Below are 18,546 nucleotides of genomic sequence, written 5' to 3'. Positions count from 1 at the left end.
AGGAACGTCTCGTTACGGGATAGCCAGCCAATGACCACCATCGAAGAAGTACAAATATTTCGCTGCCACTTTTTCCTGCCAGATCTCTTCCACTGCCCGCGTATACAGCTGAAGCTGAACGTGATAACGTTCCAGCAAAACTGCTTTGTCTTCCTCAAATCCGCCTTGGAAGCGGCCCTCAATGGTATCCGTTTTGTAATCCAGCAACACCAGTCCCTGGTCATCACGAAACATACAGTCGATCACCCCTTGGACCAGCACCACTTCCTCTTCCCCTGCTTGCTGGAGATCCTCTTCCCAATCCCGGTAAGCCTCACGGGCAGGCAATCCATAGCTGAACGGCACTTCCCGGCGCACGAAGGAAGCACGCAGAAGGCGCTGGCCAATGTCGCTTTCAAAAAAGCGGACAATGGCCGGTGCATCAATCACCTGGGCCTGTTCCTGGGTTAACAGTTCCTGTTCCACCATGTGTTTGATCAGTCTTTGTACGCTTTCATGAGTCACCGGGGGTTGAAGGGGCACATGTTGCATGACCAGATGCATGGCTGTTCCCTTCTCAGCTGCCGAAAGCTGCTGTTCCTCCTGGACAAAGCGGGGCCGTTCCGCCAGTGAGGAACGGAACATGCCGATATAGTCGCTGTCGGTATAGGCGTCAGCTGCTATCCAAGCCCGCTTGATTTCCGTCACCGACTGCTTGGAGTGATGGAAGGTGGCCATCCGGTAGGGATACTGCCAGGACAGCTGCCGCTGGACCCGATCCCGGAAAGGACTGCTCTCCTCTACCGGCAGACCTTTTTTAAGGGCTTCAAGATAAGCTTCCTCCCGGGCTTTTTGCTCCTCATCCAGCTGTGTCAACTCAGACTGTTCCACCAGAGTGACTGTCCAGCGGGACGGATCCTGGGCCACTTCATTAACCCCCCGGATCCCCTCTGCCACGCTACCCTGTTGTCCTGTGCCAGCTTGCTTTGTCCCCAGCGAGGCTTGCGCCTCCCGGTGGCGGATCACTGCCGGCCCGATCCAATCCAGATATGAGGAGGCCTGGGCCCGCTCATGGGCAGGCAAAAGCCAGTCTGGGTGCTCCAGGGCGGCTTGCCAGCGCTCCAGGGTTTTCTGCCCATCTTTCACCGTGCCGATCAGGAACAACTTCTCCTTGGCCCGGGTTAAGGCCACATACAGCACACGCATCTCTTCAGCAATCATTTCCAGGTGCAGCCGCTCTTTAAGGGCCAGTTGGGGCAAGGTGGGATAAGCGATGCGCTGCTCCGGATCGATAAACCGGGAGCCGAAGCCTAACTCCTTATGCAACAATACGCCTCCACGCAGATCTTTCATGTTGAACCCTTTGCCCAATCCGGCCACAAAGACCACGGGAAATTCAAGCCCCTTACTTTTATGAATGGTCATCAGGCGTACCACGTCTTCCTGTTCACCAAGGGCTCTGGCCGTGCCCAGGTCATCCCCCCGGTCTTGGATCCGCTCGATAAACCGCAAGAAACGGAACAGTCCGCGGAAAGAGGTGGCTTCATAGGTGCGGGCTCGGTCATACAAGACGCGCAAATTGGCTTGCCGCTGTTTGCCGCCGGGCAGGCCCCCCACAAAGTCGTAGTAGCCCGTTTCCCGGTACAGCTGCCAGATCAGTTCGGACAGGGCTCCCTGTCGGGCCCGGGTGCGCCACACTTGCAACCGGTTGTAAAAGTGGTTCAGCTTCTGGCCCAGCGGTTGATGGGCGAGCGTGCGGCAGGCGGTTTTCAAGGCATCGAAATAGGTGCCCTGCCTGTGGGCAAGGCGGATCTCGGCCAGTTCATCTTCCGTCAGGCCGACAACAGGTGAACGGAGCACGGCGGCCAAAGGAATATCCTGGTCAGGGTTGTCGATCACTTTCAGCAAGGAGAGCATGGTGGACACTTCCACCGCCTCAAAATAACCGCTGGACAGCTCAGCATAGACAGGGATGCCCTGCTGCTTCAGCTCTTCCATCAAGACAGGTGCCCAGGGCATGGAGCGCATCAAAATGACAATGTCCCGGTAGGTGATGTTGCGCAAGCATCCTGTCTGTTTATCCATGACTTGGTGTGGTTTTTCGATCAGGGTCTTAATTTTGCGGGCAATCAGCCTGGCTTCCAGCTGGGCCGTCTCCAGCTCTTCCTCCGCTTGCTCCTCCCCGCTGCTTTCTGCTTGGTTTTCCTCTCTTTCAGCAGGGCCTTCACTTACCTGTTCCCCCCGGTTAATAACCAGCAATTCGGCTGCCGTGTCTTCATACTCTGGATAGGAGGCCCCCAGCTTGAGCTCTGCCTCTTGGTCATAGGCGATTTCACCAATGCTTTCATCCATGATCTGGCGGAAAATATAGTTGGTGGCATCCAGCACCTCGGCCCGGCTGCGAAAGTTGCGGGCCAGATCAATGCGCAGGCCGGCTCCCTCCCCCGTTGGGGTAAAGCATTTGTATTTGTGCAGAAACAAGCCGGGCTCTGCCAGGCGGAAGCGGTAAATGCTCTGCTTCACATCGCCCACCATAAACAAGTTGTTTCCTCTCGTCACCAACTGTAAAATGGCTTCCTGCACCAGGTTGGTATCCTGATACTCATCCACCAGGACTTCCACAAATTGTTGTTGCAAGTCCAGGGCGACTTCAGAGGGAAACAGCCTGGGCAGCACGGATTCACCGGCAGGCTGGTCACCCGTATAGTCCTGGGGCTTGCTGTGTTTTGCAACTGACCGTGCTTCCGAGTGGCCCGGCTGACCGTCTTTGTTGCTCAAGATGCGCAAGGCAAGATGCTCCAAATCATTAAAATCCACAAGCCCGCGGGCCTTTTTGACCTGCCAGTAGCGCTCGGCGAAGGCCTGGACCAGGCGTACCAACGTGCACACCACAGGTGCCATCTGGCGCACATCCTCCACCAGCTCTTCCGGTGGACGGCTGAACAGCTGTTGATGGAGCTTATTAAGCTGTTTCTTCACCTGCTCCCGGCTTGCTTTCACCTTTTCTTGCAAGGTCTTGTCTGCCTCATCACCCCGGACCGGTTTCAGCTTGGCCAACGCCAGCTGCCCGAAACCAGCATACAGCTCGGTCCAAGTCTGTTTCTCCAGAAGGCTTGTGATCTGGCGGAGATCATCAGCCAGCGTCTCAACATAGGGAGCGGGCCCACCCGGTGCTTCCGCCCAGGCCAAGGCTTGTTCCAACACGGCTTGACAGCCCTCCAGTTGCAGTTTGACACTTTGCAGCACATCCTGGGTCCAGGGCAGTTCATCCACAGAAGCAGCTGGGTGAACCTCGTAACTGGCCGCCATCCTCTCCAGCCAGGCATCAGGATCCGGATGGGCCCGGGAAAATTCATACACCTTACTGATCAGTGCCGAAAGCTCAGCATCCCCCCGGTCAGACGTATAGCGGTCGACCAGGGCATAAAAGCTTTCATTCCCCGGCTTGCCGTACTCCTCTTCAAACAGTTCCTCCAGCACTTCTTCCTTAAGCAGCTCCGCTTCCGTTTCATCAGCAATGCGAAACTGAGGGTCAATATCCAGTTTGTAATAATGTTTGCGCACCACGCTCAAGCAAAAGGAATGCAAGGTACAAATCATCGCCCTGTTTAACAGGGAAAGTTGGCGGCGCAGATGCAGGGAGGCAGGCCGCCTGTCCAACTCCCTTTCAATGGCCTCGCCGATTCGCTTGCGCATCTCACTGGCCGCCGCGTTGGTAAAGGTGACGATCAACAGCCGGTCCACATCAACGGGATGGTCGGGATCAATGATTTTTTGAATAATCCGCTCTACCAAAACCGCTGTTTTACCGCTTCCCGCTGCAGCGGCCACCAGCATATTGTTCCCTCCGGCGGCAATCGCCTGCCATTGCTCATCGGTCCACTGGCTGCTTTGTGGTTTAGCTTTCACCTTCATTCGATTCACCGCCTTCACTGCGAATCTTGTTCAAAATGTCATCTCCCTTTTCCGGCACCAAGATCCGGTACTGATTGGCTTCCAGTGACGGATCAAACTGGCACAGGGGACGGTACTCACACCAGGTGCACGGGGTGTTCTGTTTCAATTTATAGGGATGAATGCCAATCTCCCCTTCCGTCAACCGTTCACCAATCTCCGTTATCTTACGGCGGATAAAGGCGCGCACATGTTCAAAATCTTCCCTGGAAATGACAGATGAATTGCTGTAAAAGCTGCCATCCTTTTTCAACGCGACAGGAATGATCTCTGAGTAACCCCTCGTTAAGGTGGTGTCCATCAGCTGCACCACTTCTGTATCCGCCAAAAGCAGTCCTTTCATCTTAAACTTTTTGAACAGTTCCTGTTCGATTTCGTCACGGAGCAGCCTGCCTTGCGCCTGAACGAGGGGGTTGTGGACATGGAAGTAAAGCACCCCGGCCGGCAAGGCTTCCGTTCCCAGCCATGTTTGGGCATGGGTCAGCACCACGTCCAGATAAGCAAGCATCTGCAAGGCCAGGCCAAAAAACACCTCGGCTAGATTGAGTGTTTTGTGGCTTGATTTATAATCAATAATCCTTAACAGCGTCCCCTTGGAGGAATCTGCCTTGTCCACCCGGTCAATACGGCCAATCACTTCCAGCGTGATCCCGTTTTTCAATGTAAAGCGCAAGGGGGGCAAGGTTTCCTGGGGGCCGAACCCCACTTCCAAGCCCACAGGGGAGAAACCGCTCCTTCTGGCATGTTCACTTAGGATAAAGGAAGCCCTTCCGACCACTTTTTGCAGCTTGCCTTTCATGTATTGATAGCGGTTGGAGCTGAACAAGATTTCCCGCTGGATCACAGGGGCCAAACGCTCCACTGCTTCTTTGGCCAGCTCTTCACACTGTTCCCTGTCCAGGGAAGCCCAGTTGACTCCCTTTTCCCGCAGCTCGTCAGCCATCATTTTGAGTGCGGCGTGGAATAATTGGCCAATATCCGGCGCATCCAGCCGGTAAATCTGCCGCTGACCCAGTTTAAGGCCGTATGCGGCAAACTGGCTGAACGGGCAGGACTGGAATTTTTCCATGCGCGAAACACTGAGCAAAAGGCGCGAGCCGTACAAGGAGCGGCTAACCTCTTTGGACAGCTGTCTGGCTTCATTGCGGTAAAACAGGCTGTCCAATACCCGCCGGGCCTGCTTGTGCCACTCAGGGTCGGCCATATACCAGTTGTACACATCCCACCATAAGGGATGTACCGGATACCCCCGTTTCCAGGCTTGCAACTCACTGGCTAAATAAGACAGCGTTTTAGACGGATGGTTGACATAGGTGAGCTGCTTCTGTTCACCCTCCTCATTGGGCTCGTTCAGAATCAACGTCTCTTCCAGATCAGGGAAGAGATCTCTCATCCGTTTGATCAGCACGGAGGGCAGGAGCGACTGCCCTTCCTCATCGGCCAGCGGATAGCTGAGATACAGCCGTTCCGAAGGACTGGCCAGGGCCAGATAGATTAAAAATTGCTCATCCAGAAGTTGCTTGCGGCTGCCGGAGGCCAGTTCGATGCCCCGTCCTGTCAGCCATTCCCGCTCTTCTTCAGAGATGATGCCTTTTTCCTGAGGCTTGGCCGGAATGATCCCGTCGTTCACCCCTAAAATGAAAGTGCACTTCACATCGGAAAAACGGGAGTGCTCCATGTTGGCCACAAGCACCTGATCCATGGCCGGTGGGACGATCGCAAAACGCATGCTCTCCAAACCAGTCTCCATCATCTGGCGGAATAGATCAAAGGACAACGGTTCCTCTCCGGTCACTTCCACCATTTGATCCAGCAGGTCAACCACAGCGTCCCACACCTGATCATGTTCCCGTGCCTTGTCCAGCTCCCCGTGCTCCACCGCTTCATCACGCAGGATTTCAATTTTGCGTGGTACGTCCAATTCCGCCAGAAACCGGTACAAGGCTCCGCACCGCTGCCGGATGGTAACCGCCTGTGCCATCTCCTGCTCCAGCTTGCGCAAGGGCTCGACAAGCATGAAGCGCAGGCGGTTGAGCTCTTCCTCCAGCTGCCGCTCCTCTTCCTTCTGCGGCCCGCCTTGCTCCCCCAACATGGCCTTGAGACGGTACCGCCATTGTTCATCCCGGTACCAGCGCTCACCTTGAATCCCGTAAGCCAAGGCCACATTTTCCAGCCGGTCCACCGCTTCCCGCATAGCCAGCCGGTCGGTATTTACCGGAAATAACAGCTCTGTCTTCAAACAGCGAAACACAGCCTCATAGCGCCAGTTGCCGTGAATAATATCCAGGCTGGAACGGATCAACTCAATCAGGGGGTGGTTCAGCATGGACCGCTTATGGTCCTGGAAAACAGGTATTCCGTAATCTTCAAAAATGGTTTCGATCAACGGATAGTAGTCTTCCTGGTTGCGAATCAGCACTGCAAAATCTCGCCAGCGGTAGTGTTCATCCCGCACCAGCCGTAAGATTTCCCGGGCTATCCCTTCTACTTCAGCCCGGCGGTTGACTGCTGCCAGCACTTCCACCCGTTCACGGCCAGTAAACGGAACGGCAGGGCGGCTGTCGTAATGCGCTTCCACATGGGCCAGCGCAGGATTGACGAACCGCGAACCAGCCGGAAGCACCACCGGCGTCTCAACTTCACAATCTGTCTCTCGCGCTGCGTCCAGCAATTGGCAGCAGGTGGTGCCCGTCATATGGAACAAATCCAGCTCATCGGGGACCTCTGTCCGGACCTTGTCCAGGGTTAATGCCACGGTCACCCGCCGGGCCGTGCCCATGAGCGCTTTTAAGACCAGCCGTTCCTGGGGTGTAAAGCTGTGGAAACCATCCACGTAGATTTCTGCTTGCTGTAAACCAGCGGCACGGGGAACGTTTTCCGCCAATAAGCGCAAATAATCTTCTGAGTCCACATACCGGCCTCGCAACTCTGCTTCCAAACGTTTAAAAATAAGGTATAAATCATGCAGCTTATCCGCCAGCGCCACCTCATGGGGCGCCAGTTCCTCTTTGGCCAGCAGGGTTTCGCGCTGTGCCTCAAGCAACTCCGGGGTGATGGTGTAGCGTTTAAACTCAGTCAAGAGCTCCTCCAGCTGCTGGATAAAGCCGCTCGTCTTAGCTGATTTAGCAAAGATGTGCAGGCGTTCTTGCTCATGTGCTACAATTTTGCGCAAGAGCATATGTATTCCTGTTTGCTTCAAGTGGTAACGAGCCAAACCGCCTGTCTCTTGCAGCACCCGCCAGGCCAGCCGGGTAAAACTGTAGACCTGGGCCCGGATCATTCCTTTGACCGCTTTGGAGCGGATTAATTTATACTCCGATTGGAAAGTCATTTGTTCCGGGACCAGATAAATAATTGGACTGCCTGCCGGATCTTCCAGTAATTTTCCTTTGATTTCTTCCAGGCAAAATGTGGTTTTCCCACTTCCTGCCCGGCCAAGAATCAACCGCAGAGAAATGGCTGCTCCCTCCCTTGACGATCTCTTAGCCTTCTATATTAAACCATACCATGACGACACCAATTTGTCAGGGAACATATTTTCGAACGAAAAAAACCCCTTGCTCTGCAAGGGGAAAAACGGAAACCATGACCCTGTCTCATCTTCTTTGTTATGAACCGCTTCTTCTGATCAGCTTTAATGTTGAATTAATTTCTCCACCCAAGAGCAGCATCATCCCGGCCAGATACAACCATAACATAAAGACCACAACACCGCCGATCCCGCCGTACATGGCTGTAAAGTTGGCAAAATTGTCCACATAGTAGGAAAAACCCAGTGAAATCAGATGCCAGCCCATGGCAGCCACCACCGCTCCGATCCACACCTCACGCAAACGGAGGGTTGTGTTGGGAGCGAGTATATACAAATACATAAAAACCAGTACGATGACAAATAAGCTGATCCACCAGCGGATCACATGCCACATCCTTAAAAATTCATCCGACAAACCCACGACATGGAACAAAGCCAGCCCCAACGCACGGCCAAAGACCGGGAGAATCAGAGCGACAAGAAAAACAACAAACATCCCTAAAATAAGTAAAACCGCCACGACTCTGGCCCTGATGAACGAACGTTCCTCTTCCACATCATAGGCCCTGTTTAAGGCGCGCATAATGGCATAACTGCCGTGAGAGGCAGACCATAAGGCAAACAGCAAGCTGAAGGAGAGCAGTTCGGGTCGCTGCACATCCAGGACACGCCGGATATTCTCTTCCACCAGATCCGTGGACTCCATAGGAAGATACTGACCGATCATGAACAGCACATAGTCTGTTGAAAGGGGCAAGTAAGCCAACAAGGTAATAGCAAACAACAAAAACGGAAACAGGGACAATAAAAAATAAAAAGAGAGCTGGGCAGCCAGATCGGGAATCTCATGGCGCATAAAGCGCTCAAACAGGGTTTTGATAAAGGACCACATAGGGATCATTCCTCTTTTAAAGGCTTGATCAGCTTACTTTAATTTATACCAGAACCGGCTGCTTTGGATTCTGAAAGGATCACTTCAAACAGGCTGTCTTTTTGCTTCAGGAAGTTCCCGCACAAATCGGTTAATCTCCTCTGGAGGAACGTTATTAATAAAATGAACGCCCCCAAACTGGGCAAAATGTTCATTGGGTCGCCACATACTCACCTCTGGTTTTTTTATGTGCTAATAGTATGTGCCTCATTTGTTGTTCTTATCACCCGATCACGGGAATCAGGTCTGCCTGGTTCGTTTGTATGGCCCGTTGTTGACGTATCTCCACCTCAGTTTGGATGACCGTCGGCCATGAATCAACACTTTGAGCTGATCGGCCGACACCTTGGGCAAAGACTGAAAATGTTGGGCAACGTAGGTTGACTTTCCTGAACGGGGCAATGCCACCATGATATACATTGTCGGCATCAAACATCCCTTCCAGTCTGATGTTCAGCTTGTCCTGAATCACAGTGACTAAAGCTTTGAATAAATAAAAACAGTTTATGAAGCGCACTTTACCGCCTGCCGCGGAAGATCAAAATAAATTTAAGCAGCTGTAAAACCGCGATGAGGGTACTGGCCACATAAGTTAAGGCTGCAGCGCGCAATACCTTTTTGACCCCCCGCACTTCTTCCTGACGAATCAGGCCCATTTCCAGCAGTTTGTTCTCTGCCCTGGCACTGGCATTAAACTCAACAGGTAATGTCACCACTTGAAAGAGGACTGCCCCAGAAAAGAAAATAATGCCTAGCCCAATTAACTCAGTGATGTACAGTAAAAATCCGGCGAGAAGCAAAAACGGAGCCACTCTGGATCCCAGGTTGGCTATGGGGAATAACCGGTGCCGTAAGACCAGCATGGGATAACGGGCCCGGTGTTGAATCGCATGTCCCACTTCATGGGCTGCAACGGCTAACGCAGCAATGGAACGGCCATGATAAACAGGTTCAGACAACCGCACTTTGCGCACAGTGGGATCGTAATGATCTGAAAGCGGGCCGTACGGGGATTGCTCCACGGCTACATGCTGGAGTCCTTCCCTGTCCAAAATGTAGCGGGCGACTTGCGCCCCTGTTAATCCGGCAGACGCTTGTATTCTGGCGTAGTGTTGAAACTTGCCCTGTACCTGTGTTTGGGCCCACATTGCCACTCCAAAGGCCGCAAAGATTAAAAAATCCAAGGGGTGAAAGATCACCGTTCATTCTCCTTTGTCAAACATTCTGTTTGTTAGTATAACACCAAAACTGACGAATTATATGTCAGAGCAGTTGACTATTGAAATAAAAAGATCTTAGTCAAGGTGTTGTCAAGCATCAGTGAAAATGTCATATTAATTCGTCAGAAAAAATGTCATATTGATACCTTGGAATTGAGTCAATATCTTGGATACAATTAAGTTAAGTATTAAGCAGATTGTTTCAATCGATCTTCAACAGCCTGGGGAGTTAAGTATCCCAGACGACTATATATTCTTTTTACTGGGGTCCCTGTGTATAGAGATCAACGATGGTTTTTTCTTACGTTTAATCACGGACACATCCTCTCCTAGTTTTATTGTAAGGGACTTAACTAAGATGTGTCCATGAAATTCACATTGTTTCGTCATACTGGAGTCCATTTCATCAAGAGTAACGTATCCACGTCCTTGATTAGCTCCCGGACAAACTTCAGGGTTTTTATGACGAAACAAAACGATTGTATTGCGGATTATCATGCACTTCTTGTGCAGAGTTTAAATCCTTGTTTGTGCTTCTCAAAAATTTCTCTGGAGACATATAACGGCTGCTTGATTGAATGCGCTGCTGTCCAAATTCATGTGTGGCTTTTAGGAGGATATGGATGGAAAACACGCAAATACCAATATGGAAACAAGTAAACTTCGTAAAATTGTGGTTATCACAAACATTTAATGCATTAGCACATATTTTATTACAAGTCGTTGTAATGGTACAAGTTTATAAAATGACTAATTCAATTGTGGGATCTGCTTCTGTTCTTGCAATAATGTCACTATCACTATTTATAAGCGGATTAATTGCGTCTAAAATTATTGACCGCTATTCAATGAAAAACATAATTCATTTTGCTGGATGGGCGAGAGCGTTTTTATCAGCTTTAATAGGATATTTCTTAACTATTGAAACATATGTCGGATTGATAGGATTATTTGGGGCGATTATTATTAATTCTTTTATAAATGCCTGGTATAATCCAGCTAGATTCGCCCTCCTACCTTTAATTGTTTCAAACGATCAATATGTAAAAGCCAATGGAACGTTAGTTATGATTCAACAAATGTTAATGGCAGCGGGGTGGGCACTAGGTGGTATATTAATTGCTTTTATATGGTTCCCCTACATCATTTTAATAATTTGCCTTGCATATATTTCGTCGGGGATTACCGTCTACTTTATAAAGCTTGATGAAAAAGAAAACAAAGACCAATCCCAGGAAAATAAGGTACCTGCATGGATAGAGGTATGGAGAATACCGGTTGTTAGAAGTATCACTATAATGGAAACCATAGAAGGCTTTTCAAATGCTATTTGGACTTCGGCATTACTATTAGCGTTTGCAACTGTTATTCTAGATGCCGGAGAAGAGTGGTGGGGTTTTCTCAATGCTAGCTACTTTTTAGGTGCTATAATAGGCAGTTTCATTGTAACATTTAATGCGCGAACGTTCTCAAATAGTATTGGATTAATGATTGGTTTATCTGGTTTATCAATGGGGGTATTTACCATTCTTTTCTCCATAAATTCATTACCTATAATTGCTGTACTTTTATGTGTTCTTATGGGGCCAATATACCAAGCAAGATCAATTTTCCAAGTTACAGTATTGCAGGATGCTATTCCTGCTCAACGTAGAGCCGGAATTATGGCCGCACGTAACGCTTTCTTAACACCATGGCAAAGCATTAACGTACTTATCGTTGGTTATTTAGCAGATTTAATCGGTGTTCAAAATATCTACTTACTTTGCGGAGTGTTATACCTAGTTGCAGGACTAATAGCGTTCCAACAAAAATCATTACGTTCATACAAGTTTAACCAACAACAAGCTTCATCATCAATGTAATTTTCAAAATTTAGACACTGCCAAAATCGGAAGCCGTTTTTTAAATTACTGGTGTTTGACCACAACAAACTATGGTAACCAATAAAGAGTTTATAAACATGTTTTCGTATCATCAGGTTAACCAGTTTTATGCTGGTTGACCCTTATTAATTGATATAAGATTACAATAGCCGGGCAGAACGATAAAATATTAGGGACCAAGATCCCGTTACACAAACTGTTCACTCACTATTGTAGTTACCATGTTTGAGCTGGTTGAGACAATGATCTCGTATCTAGTGCGAATCTGTGGAACTGGAATTATGAGTGGGCCTACCGGCAATAAATCAGAAAGGAGATTAAGATGAAACCCGTCGTAGGACTAGATATATCTAAAGGGAAAACACAAGGTTGTGCCTTCCTAAAAAAATAACTGTTTTATTAAATCATTTAATTTTTACTACCCTAGTAAAGGATTAGTGTCAAGCATCAGTGAAAATGTCATATTGATACCTTCATCCCTTGCACAAGACTAGCCTGTTACGCTCACGAAATCAAGGGTAAAGGCTTTCGCCCTCGTTGCACTCGCCCTTGATTTCGTTCGCTGCTCAGGCTGTATGGTCATTAAGGGATGAAGGTCCCTGTATCAGCTTGGCGCTGTCTGACTACACCTGGCAGTCTCTGGTGCTTTTATTTGAGTTAAACAGTGGTTTCCGCCAAGGATGATTTTCGTCAGGCTTATGGGGCTTTCGCTCTGAGCCCGCTTTTTGTTTTGACGGGGCAGCCTGGCGTTTAGGTTTGGGTATTTCCTTCAGCGCACAGGCTTTGCCCTTGTACCACAAAAAGAGTCTTCCATCCAGTGTCTGGCGCACCTCTACGCGTGATTTGGGTGGAATAACGGTTTTCTGACTGTCCTCAGCAACGACATAGGTTTTGTGATCAAAGGACAGTGTGTGCCCCGTTCCTAAAGTGCGCCAATGACGGTAGCATAAAATCAGATCTAAATCTGGTTGGGGTTGTTCCAGCGGAACAAAAGCGCTATGGGGATCCGTCGGTTCAACAGCAAAAGCTTGGTTGTGTTCCTCGATGAGCTCGGGCAAAACACGATTGGCTTTCTCAATGGAATCCACACCTCGAAGACGTAATTCAATCACCCAGCGGTCCTGCAGTCTTTCAAACAGCCGTTCTATCCGTCCCTTGGCTTGTGGGGTATGGGCCTGGATGTGTTCAATGCCAAGATCTCTCAGTGCTTGGCCAAATTGCGACAATGGCTTGGACTCCCCTGCCAGTTCTTGCTCAATCGTGAGCTTGTCATGAGGGGAACGGAAGATCATGTGCCGATCGGAATAGATACTCATTGGGATGCCCTCCCGTTCAATCATTTGCCGGGTTAAGAGGAAATATCCTTCAGTGTCCTCCTGTGGACGGAAAACAGCGGCCACAATTCTTCCTGTGGCATCATCAATAGCGGCCAAAAGACACATGGGTTCGGCCCGGTCCTCCAGCCAACGATGAAAACTGCCATCCATCTGAACCAGCATGCCGGCCTGGGGTTTCCTTTTTCGCGGACGATGGGCCTTTGCAGGCCGGCGTTTGCGCTTGGCTTTGATCCGGGCCGCAAGGCGTATGCGACGTACGGTAGAAGGGCTAACCTCTATCCCTTCATATTTGGCCAATAATTCAGCAAAATGAACATCATTACAGTTTTTGTATCGTTCACTTTGATGAAGTTATAGAATCCTTTGGCGGACTTCATCATCCAAGGCATGAGCCGGTTTGCGCCCTTTGTTTTTGTGTATGACCCCAGTTTCTCCCTCCTCAAGTATGCGTTTTTTCAGGCGGCAAACCTGGCGATAGCTTAAATTCAACAGTTCAGCAGCTTCACTCCCTGTTATGAGACCATCAATCCACCGACTAACGACCTTGTAACGCATCAGTTCTTTTTTGCTCATTGTAATCTTCTCCTGTCCCATAGTGACATTTTCACTGACGCGTTACAATATGACAATATCACAGACGAACAACAAATCTTAGTCAAGGTGTTGACAACTTCATTTTTGCGTGCTAATATATTCAATGTCGCCGCAAGGCAGATTAAAAATCAATGATGTGACTCGGTAGCTCAGTCGGGAGAGCACCATCTTGACAGGGTGGGGGTCGGCGGTTCGAGCCCGCCCCGAGTCACCATAAAAACCGCTTGATATCAAGGATTTTTTGTTATAATACAGTTACATAAATCTTGTGAAACAGGCTGATTGGTGGCAAATTGGTGGCAGAAAATGCTGCCACCACTAAGCCTGTTCTTTTTTTGTTTTAAACAGCGTGTCAAACTTTTCCGCTGCTGCCCTGTCGGCTTCCTCTAAGGCATGGGCATAGATGTTCATGGTCGTTAGGATAGCGAAACATTTCATTTTGAGGGCTACATCAAACCGACATTCATCTCCCACTTTCGCTTCGCTTAGAAGTGGGAGACTTCTGTCGGAGGTAAGTGAAACAAATTACGTCACCATCATAAACAATACTGAAACGGTAGAACAAGGCGGACCCAGGAGCATTTCAATCCAGCGGCAACACGGACATAATCACATCGTAGTCGAGGGAACCATACCGCACAACGGTCTGCAGTACAGAACCTGGGTGAACGTTTGGGAGCCGACTGGATATGCTTTGGATTTACTCAGACAGTCTCTTCAACAAACTGGAATTCGCATACTTGGAGATGATCAAGTTTATGCAGCCACTCCAGAAGATGCAACTCCTTTAATCACCAGGAAATCTATGCCTCTATCTGAGCTTTTTATTCCTTTTATGAAGTTAAGCAATAACGGACATGCCGAAATTTTGGTCAAAGAGATGGGTAAAGTGATCCATGATGAGGGAAGCTGGTCAAAAGGATTAGAGGTCGTATCTAATTATATTGCCTCAATTGGACTTAAAAATGAAGCGATCCGGCTCAGAGATGGTTCTGGAATGTCTCATTTGAACATGATTGCGGCCAAAGATTTAACTCATCTGCTCTATATGGTGCAAGAGGAGCCATGGTTCGATGTATTTCTTGGGTCGTTGCCAGTTGCTGGCATAAGTGAACGAATGGTTGGCGGAACCCTGCGCAATCGTATGCGGGATACAGCTGCTGCTGGCAATGTGAGGGCCAAAACAGGATCATTGACGGCCAAAACATCATTATGCGGCTATGTGACCACAGCTGATGGACATCCATTAACGTTTGCCATTTTATTGAATAACTATATGGGCAGTAGTCCAAAGGATCTTGAAGATGAAATTGCGATCAGGCTGGCGGAGTTTTCTTTTGAACAATGAACAGTGAACATCCATAACTTTTTTCCAAGCTGACATGCCTCCACCAGATGTTACGGAGGCATGTCATTCCATCAACACAAATGCCTATTATTGGGCGGACATAATAGAAATAGACGAATATACTGGCATTGAAAATGTTAAGTCAGGGGAGGAGAATACAGATGTACCACCAACATGCGTATCCAAACACTAACTATTGGCTTGCTTCAAGTCCTCAGAACCCGTCCCATTATCCCTCTCAACCGTTACATCCCCAAATGACCTATTCAACCTCGCAACCCATTTCTATGTCATACCCCATGCCAGACTACAGGATACAAGGCGAGTTTCAAACCTTGTTAGCATCCATCATGAATGGAATTGTAGGAGAAGCTCAAGCCATTGATTTTTACTCGAGATTAATACAGATGGCGCCAAATGAAAGACACAGACAGGCAATTCAGCATGCATTAGATGATGAAAAGGTGCATTTAGAACTGTTTTCTCAGCTTTATACTGACTTAAGCGGTCAACAACCCCAATATACATTTAACCCGGTTCAATTTCAGACATATCAAGAAGGGTTATACAAGGCCTATGAAGGGGAATTAGAGGCTTATGAAGAATACCGGAATGTGTACTTATTCACGATGGATCAGCGCGTAAGAGACGTTTTTTTAAGAGCCTTTACAGACGAAATTGAACACGCGATCCGTTTTAGCTTTTTGTTTTTTGACCAGAAGTTATGATTTGGGGTGAATTGAATTGGAAAGAGATAATCGTAGTGAAGCTCTTTCAGTGGAACAACTGGACCATTGTCCCCTCCCTGGCTCGGCATTTCGGGCAACTGTCATTGTGGATCCTGACGGCATGATTGTTGCCAAACTTATTTATCCACGTGAAGTCGGCCGAAACACCCATGAGATTGTTCGCCTCATCCAAGGACTGCAATTCAGTCGTCAAACAGGCCTGGGTATTCCAGCTAACTGGGTTCCAGGAATGCCCGGCATTCAAAGACGAACGGAAGACATTGGGAGAATATAAAATTAATATATTTCGGATTCTGAATAGGGATGCTCTCTACATCACTAAACAAGGAGGAAATCGGTTAGACCAGGGTGCTGCTTGTTCCAGCTGTGCCGCCAGGCGGAACAACGTTGCCTCGTCGCCGAACCGCCCGATAAAATGCGTTCCAATGGGCAGTCCCGAAGAACTCCAGTACAATGGCACGGACATGGCCGGCTGTCCAGTCGCATTGGCCAGTGGCGTAAACGGAACATAATGAAAACCGCGGTTAATCACCTTATCCGGGTCGGTGGAAGATGAATCAAATGTTCCCAAAGGGACGGGGGGTTCGGCCATGGTCGGTGTCAGCCAGACATCATAGCGGGAGAAAAAGTGAGCCACTTGCCGGGCCAGGCGTTGCAAGACAGTGACCGCTGACAAATACTGGTCACCGCTGATTCGTTTTCCAGCTTCCCACAGTGCCCGGGTTAACGGCTCGATCATGTTCTCAGCTGGGCGGCAGCCGCTGGCCTGGGCCAAACTTTCCACACTGAACGCACACCCCACTTTCCAGATGGTCAGAAAAGCATCCTTATAAGCCTCATAGTCGATGTCGGGCATGCTCTCCTCCACCTCATGCCCCAATTCCTGGCACAAATTTGCCGCTCTTTGCACCGCCTTGATACACTCTTCGTGGATCGGATGCCCGAATGGCGAGCGCAGGGTAAACGCCACCCGCAACCGGCCGGGAGTCCTCTTCGTCTCTTGCAAATAAGGACGCGTAACAGGCGGAGCCCAATAAGGATCACCAGGCGCCGGACCCGCGGTGGCATCCAACAAAGCAGCGCTGTCCCGGACTGAACGGGTCACGGCATGGTGGCTGACCAAGCCATTCATTACATCGCCAACAGCCGGGCCCAATGGGGTGCGGCCCCGGGTGGGCTTGAAACCAAATACGCCACATGCTGCCGCCGGAATTCGAATGGACCCTCCTCCATCACTGGCGTGGGCCATGGGAACCATGCCGACAGCTACCGCTGCTGCTGCACCGCCGCTAGAACCTCCCGCTGACCGCGTCTCATCCCATGGATTAAGCGTGGGACCGAACGCCAGCGGTTCAGTGGTGGCCAGCAGACCAAACTCCGGCGTGTTTGTTTTGCCCACAATAACCAACCCAGCCTGTCTGTAGCGGGTCACCAGTTCACTTTCATACGTGGGAACGTAGCGCTTTAACATAGCAGAACCTGAAGATAAGGGCACGCCTGGATAAGCTACGCCCGAATCCTTAAGCAAAAATGGCACTCCCTGAAAGGGACCTGGAGGAACTCCCTCCCGAATCATCTGTCTGGCCTCATCAACCATTGGGGTGATAACAGCATTCAAACGGGGGTTGAGCTGTTCAAAGCGCTTCAAGTATGCTTCCAGCAGCTCTTCAGGATGAATCTGCTTGTTGCGGACCAATTCGGCTTGTGCCAGCGCATCCAGTTCCAACAGGGATGTATCCAAATCGATCACTCCCGTTACTGTTCATCGAATGTGCAAAAATATAGATATGATACAGATTTTTATCTGAATTTAGCTGAATCGGCTTTTTTGGATCATTCACCACTTTTTCCACATTTAGTGTGGAGGTGGTCCAATTAATCCGTGAGCTCCTGTTCTAACTTGCTGAGAGCCCGGTTGGTACCGACAAGAACCAGAACATCCCCTGCTTTGACCACATCATTGGCACTTGGAGAGATATTGATCTTTTCTTCATCTTTTGGTTTGATCGTCAGCACAGTACAACCAAATTTCGCTCTCAAATTCAATTCTTTTAAAGACTTGCCGTTCATGGTTTGAGAAGCAGCAACCTCGATCAAGCTGTAATCAGGAGAAAGCTCAATAAAATCTATGATATTACCGGACAAAATACTGTGAGCAACCCGAATCCCCATGTCTTTTTCGGGGTGAATGATCACATCAGCACCAATTTTCTCCAACACTCTGCCGTGGTAGTCATTTTTTGCTTTGACAACAATTCGCTCAAATCCCATATCCTTTAAGATCAAGGTGGTTAAGATGCTGGCTTGAATGTCATCCCCGATAGCCACAATGGCCTCGTCCAAATTAGAGACACCAAGTTCCTTCAGGACACTTTCATCGGTGGCATCCGCGTGGACAGCCTGAGTCACCAAATCAGCCACTTTATTTACTTTAGCTTCATCTTTATCGATAACCATCACTTCATGATCAAGTGAAGCCAATGTTTTGGTGATACTCTCTCCAAAACGGCCTAAGCCAATGACCAGAAATGAACGTTTCGCTTGTTTCATTTTAATCCCCTTTTCTCAGTCTCTTCTCCAAAGTCTTTCCAAAATAAAAAAGCACAGAAGGGTTGGATTTCTGTGCCCCACAAAAAAACCACCCCTCTTTAACGCTTACGAGGTTAGCTGACGGGTTAGGAAGAAAGAGTCTCCCTCCTCATAATCCATGAGGTTCACCCCAAAAAGATGGTTCCCCCGCTTCCTAATGGAATTCAGCGCATGCAGGTGTTACCTATAACGTATTTCATTTTAACGAAATTATACTCCCCTACTGTTAAAAATTCAACTACAATATCCCCAACGTGTGAGTCAAGTATTTCCGGGCAGAGTTTTTTATCCCCATCATGTATGTAAGCGGATTCATTGTTTGAGGGTACTCTCTTGGTCATTTCTTATCCTGTTTTAAAAACCAACCAATCCCTTCAGCGCCCGGTATACTGGCAGATTGGCCTTATTTTTCAAGTAAGGGATGTTG

Annotated in this window: 12 protein-coding genes, 1 tRNA gene, 2 pseudogenes and 1 riboswitch; of the genes and pseudogenes, 5 read left to right on the top strand and 10 right to left on the bottom strand. The window is 49.0% G+C overall.

Annotation, left to right across the window (positions count from 1 at the left end; genetic code table 11):
- Window positions 1-12 precede the first annotated feature (12 nt).
- From addA to IEW48_RS10840, 6 genes are all read right to left on the bottom strand, one after another.
- A complete protein-coding gene (gene addA / locus IEW48_RS10860) occupies window positions 13-3,894 on the bottom strand; it encodes a helicase-exonuclease AddAB subunit AddA (protein ID WP_188623768.1) in 3,882 nt (1,293 codons plus the stop codon).
- The gene (gene addB / locus IEW48_RS10855; RefSeq protein WP_229704019.1) at window positions 3,878-7,378 is read right to left on the bottom strand and encodes a helicase-exonuclease AddAB subunit AddB; all 3,501 of its coding nucleotides are present in this window, start codon (window positions 7,376-7,378) and stop codon (window positions 3,878-3,880) included. Before addB ends, addA begins: the two co-directional genes overlap by 17 nt.
- Window positions 7,379-7,541: 163 nt before the next feature.
- Window positions 7,542-8,366, bottom strand: a complete 825-nt coding sequence (locus tag IEW48_RS10850) for a YihY/virulence factor BrkB family protein (protein ID WP_188623767.1) — start codon at window positions 8,364-8,366, stop codon at window positions 7,542-7,544.
- A 75-nt stretch (window positions 8,367-8,441) separates the two neighbouring features.
- A complete protein-coding gene (locus tag IEW48_RS17440; protein WP_268236563.1) occupies window positions 8,442-8,564 on the bottom strand; it encodes a hypothetical protein in 123 nt (40 codons plus the stop codon).
- 55 nt (window positions 8,565-8,619) lie between these two features.
- Window positions 8,620-8,913 (bottom strand): hypothetical protein, encoded by a 294-nt coding sequence (locus IEW48_RS10845; protein ID WP_188623766.1) that lies wholly within the window; start codon window positions 8,911-8,913, stop codon window positions 8,620-8,622.
- Between the two features lies 1 nt (window position 8,914).
- Complete coding sequence (locus tag IEW48_RS10840; protein ID WP_007504597.1) at window positions 8,915-9,595, bottom strand: zinc metallopeptidase; 681 nt, start codon at window positions 9,593-9,595, stop codon at window positions 8,915-8,917.
- Between the two features lie 644 nt (window positions 9,596-10,239).
- Here IEW48_RS10840 and IEW48_RS10835 point away from each other — a divergent pair.
- The gene (locus IEW48_RS10835) at window positions 10,240-11,481 is read left to right on the top strand and encodes an MFS transporter (RefSeq protein ID WP_188623765.1); all 1,242 of its coding nucleotides are present in this window, start codon (window positions 10,240-10,242) and stop codon (window positions 11,479-11,481) included.
- Between the two features lie 644 nt (window positions 11,482-12,125).
- On the opposite strand, the pseudogene IEW48_RS10830 reads toward IEW48_RS10835, so the two are convergent.
- A pseudogene (locus tag IEW48_RS10830) lies at window positions 12,126-13,412 on the bottom strand (ISNCY family transposase).
- Window positions 13,413-13,571: 159 nt separating this feature from the next.
- On the opposite strand from IEW48_RS10830, the gene IEW48_RS10820 reads away from it, so the two are divergent.
- A tRNA-Val gene (locus IEW48_RS10820) sits at window positions 13,572-13,647 on the top strand.
- Window positions 13,648-13,751: 104 nt separating this feature from the next.
- Here the strand turns inward: IEW48_RS10820 and IEW48_RS10815 are convergent.
- Entirely contained in the window at window positions 13,752-13,907 is a 156-nt protein-coding gene (locus IEW48_RS10815; RefSeq protein WP_188623792.1) for a hypothetical protein, read from the bottom strand.
- Here IEW48_RS10815 and dacB point away from each other — a divergent pair.
- The 3 genes and pseudogenes from dacB to IEW48_RS10800 form a co-directional block, all read left to right on the top strand.
- Window positions 13,837-14,781 (top strand): D-alanyl-D-alanine carboxypeptidase/D-alanyl-D-alanine endopeptidase, encoded by a 945-nt coding sequence (gene dacB / locus IEW48_RS10810; protein WP_188623763.1) that lies wholly within the window; start codon window positions 13,837-13,839, stop codon window positions 14,779-14,781. The genes IEW48_RS10815 and dacB overlap by 71 nt on opposite strands.
- A gap of 161 nt (window positions 14,782-14,942) precedes the next feature.
- On the top strand, window positions 14,943-15,509 hold the full coding sequence (locus tag IEW48_RS10805; RefSeq protein ID WP_188623762.1) for a ferritin family protein: 567 nt from the start codon (window positions 14,943-14,945) through the stop codon (window positions 15,507-15,509).
- A gap of 79 nt (window positions 15,510-15,588) precedes the next feature.
- Window positions 15,589-15,804, top strand: a pseudogene (locus IEW48_RS10800) (peroxiredoxin); the annotation flags it as partial.
- Between the two features lie 36 nt (window positions 15,805-15,840).
- Here the strand turns inward: IEW48_RS10800 and IEW48_RS10795 are convergent.
- Window positions 15,841-17,280 carry an amidase gene (locus IEW48_RS10795; protein ID WP_229704018.1) on the bottom strand — a complete coding sequence of 480 codons (1,440 nt, stop codon included), beginning with the start codon at window positions 17,278-17,280 and terminating at the stop codon, window positions 15,841-15,843.
- Between the two features lie 125 nt (window positions 17,281-17,405).
- Window positions 17,406-18,080: a potassium channel family protein gene (locus IEW48_RS10790; RefSeq protein WP_188623759.1), complete on the bottom strand. Its 675-nt coding sequence runs from the start codon at window positions 18,078-18,080 to the stop codon at window positions 17,406-17,408.
- A gap of 87 nt (window positions 18,081-18,167) precedes the next feature.
- Window positions 18,168-18,299, bottom strand: a riboswitch (cyclic di-AMP (ydaO/yuaA leader).
- Window positions 18,300-18,546 lie beyond the last annotated feature (247 nt).

It is taken from the genome of Caldalkalibacillus thermarum (assembly GCF_014644735.1).
GTDB classification, from domain to species: domain Bacteria; phylum Bacillota; class Bacilli; order Caldalkalibacillales; family Caldalkalibacillaceae; genus Caldalkalibacillus; species Caldalkalibacillus thermarum.
This window is presented reverse-complemented; position numbering and strand designations above follow the sequence as displayed.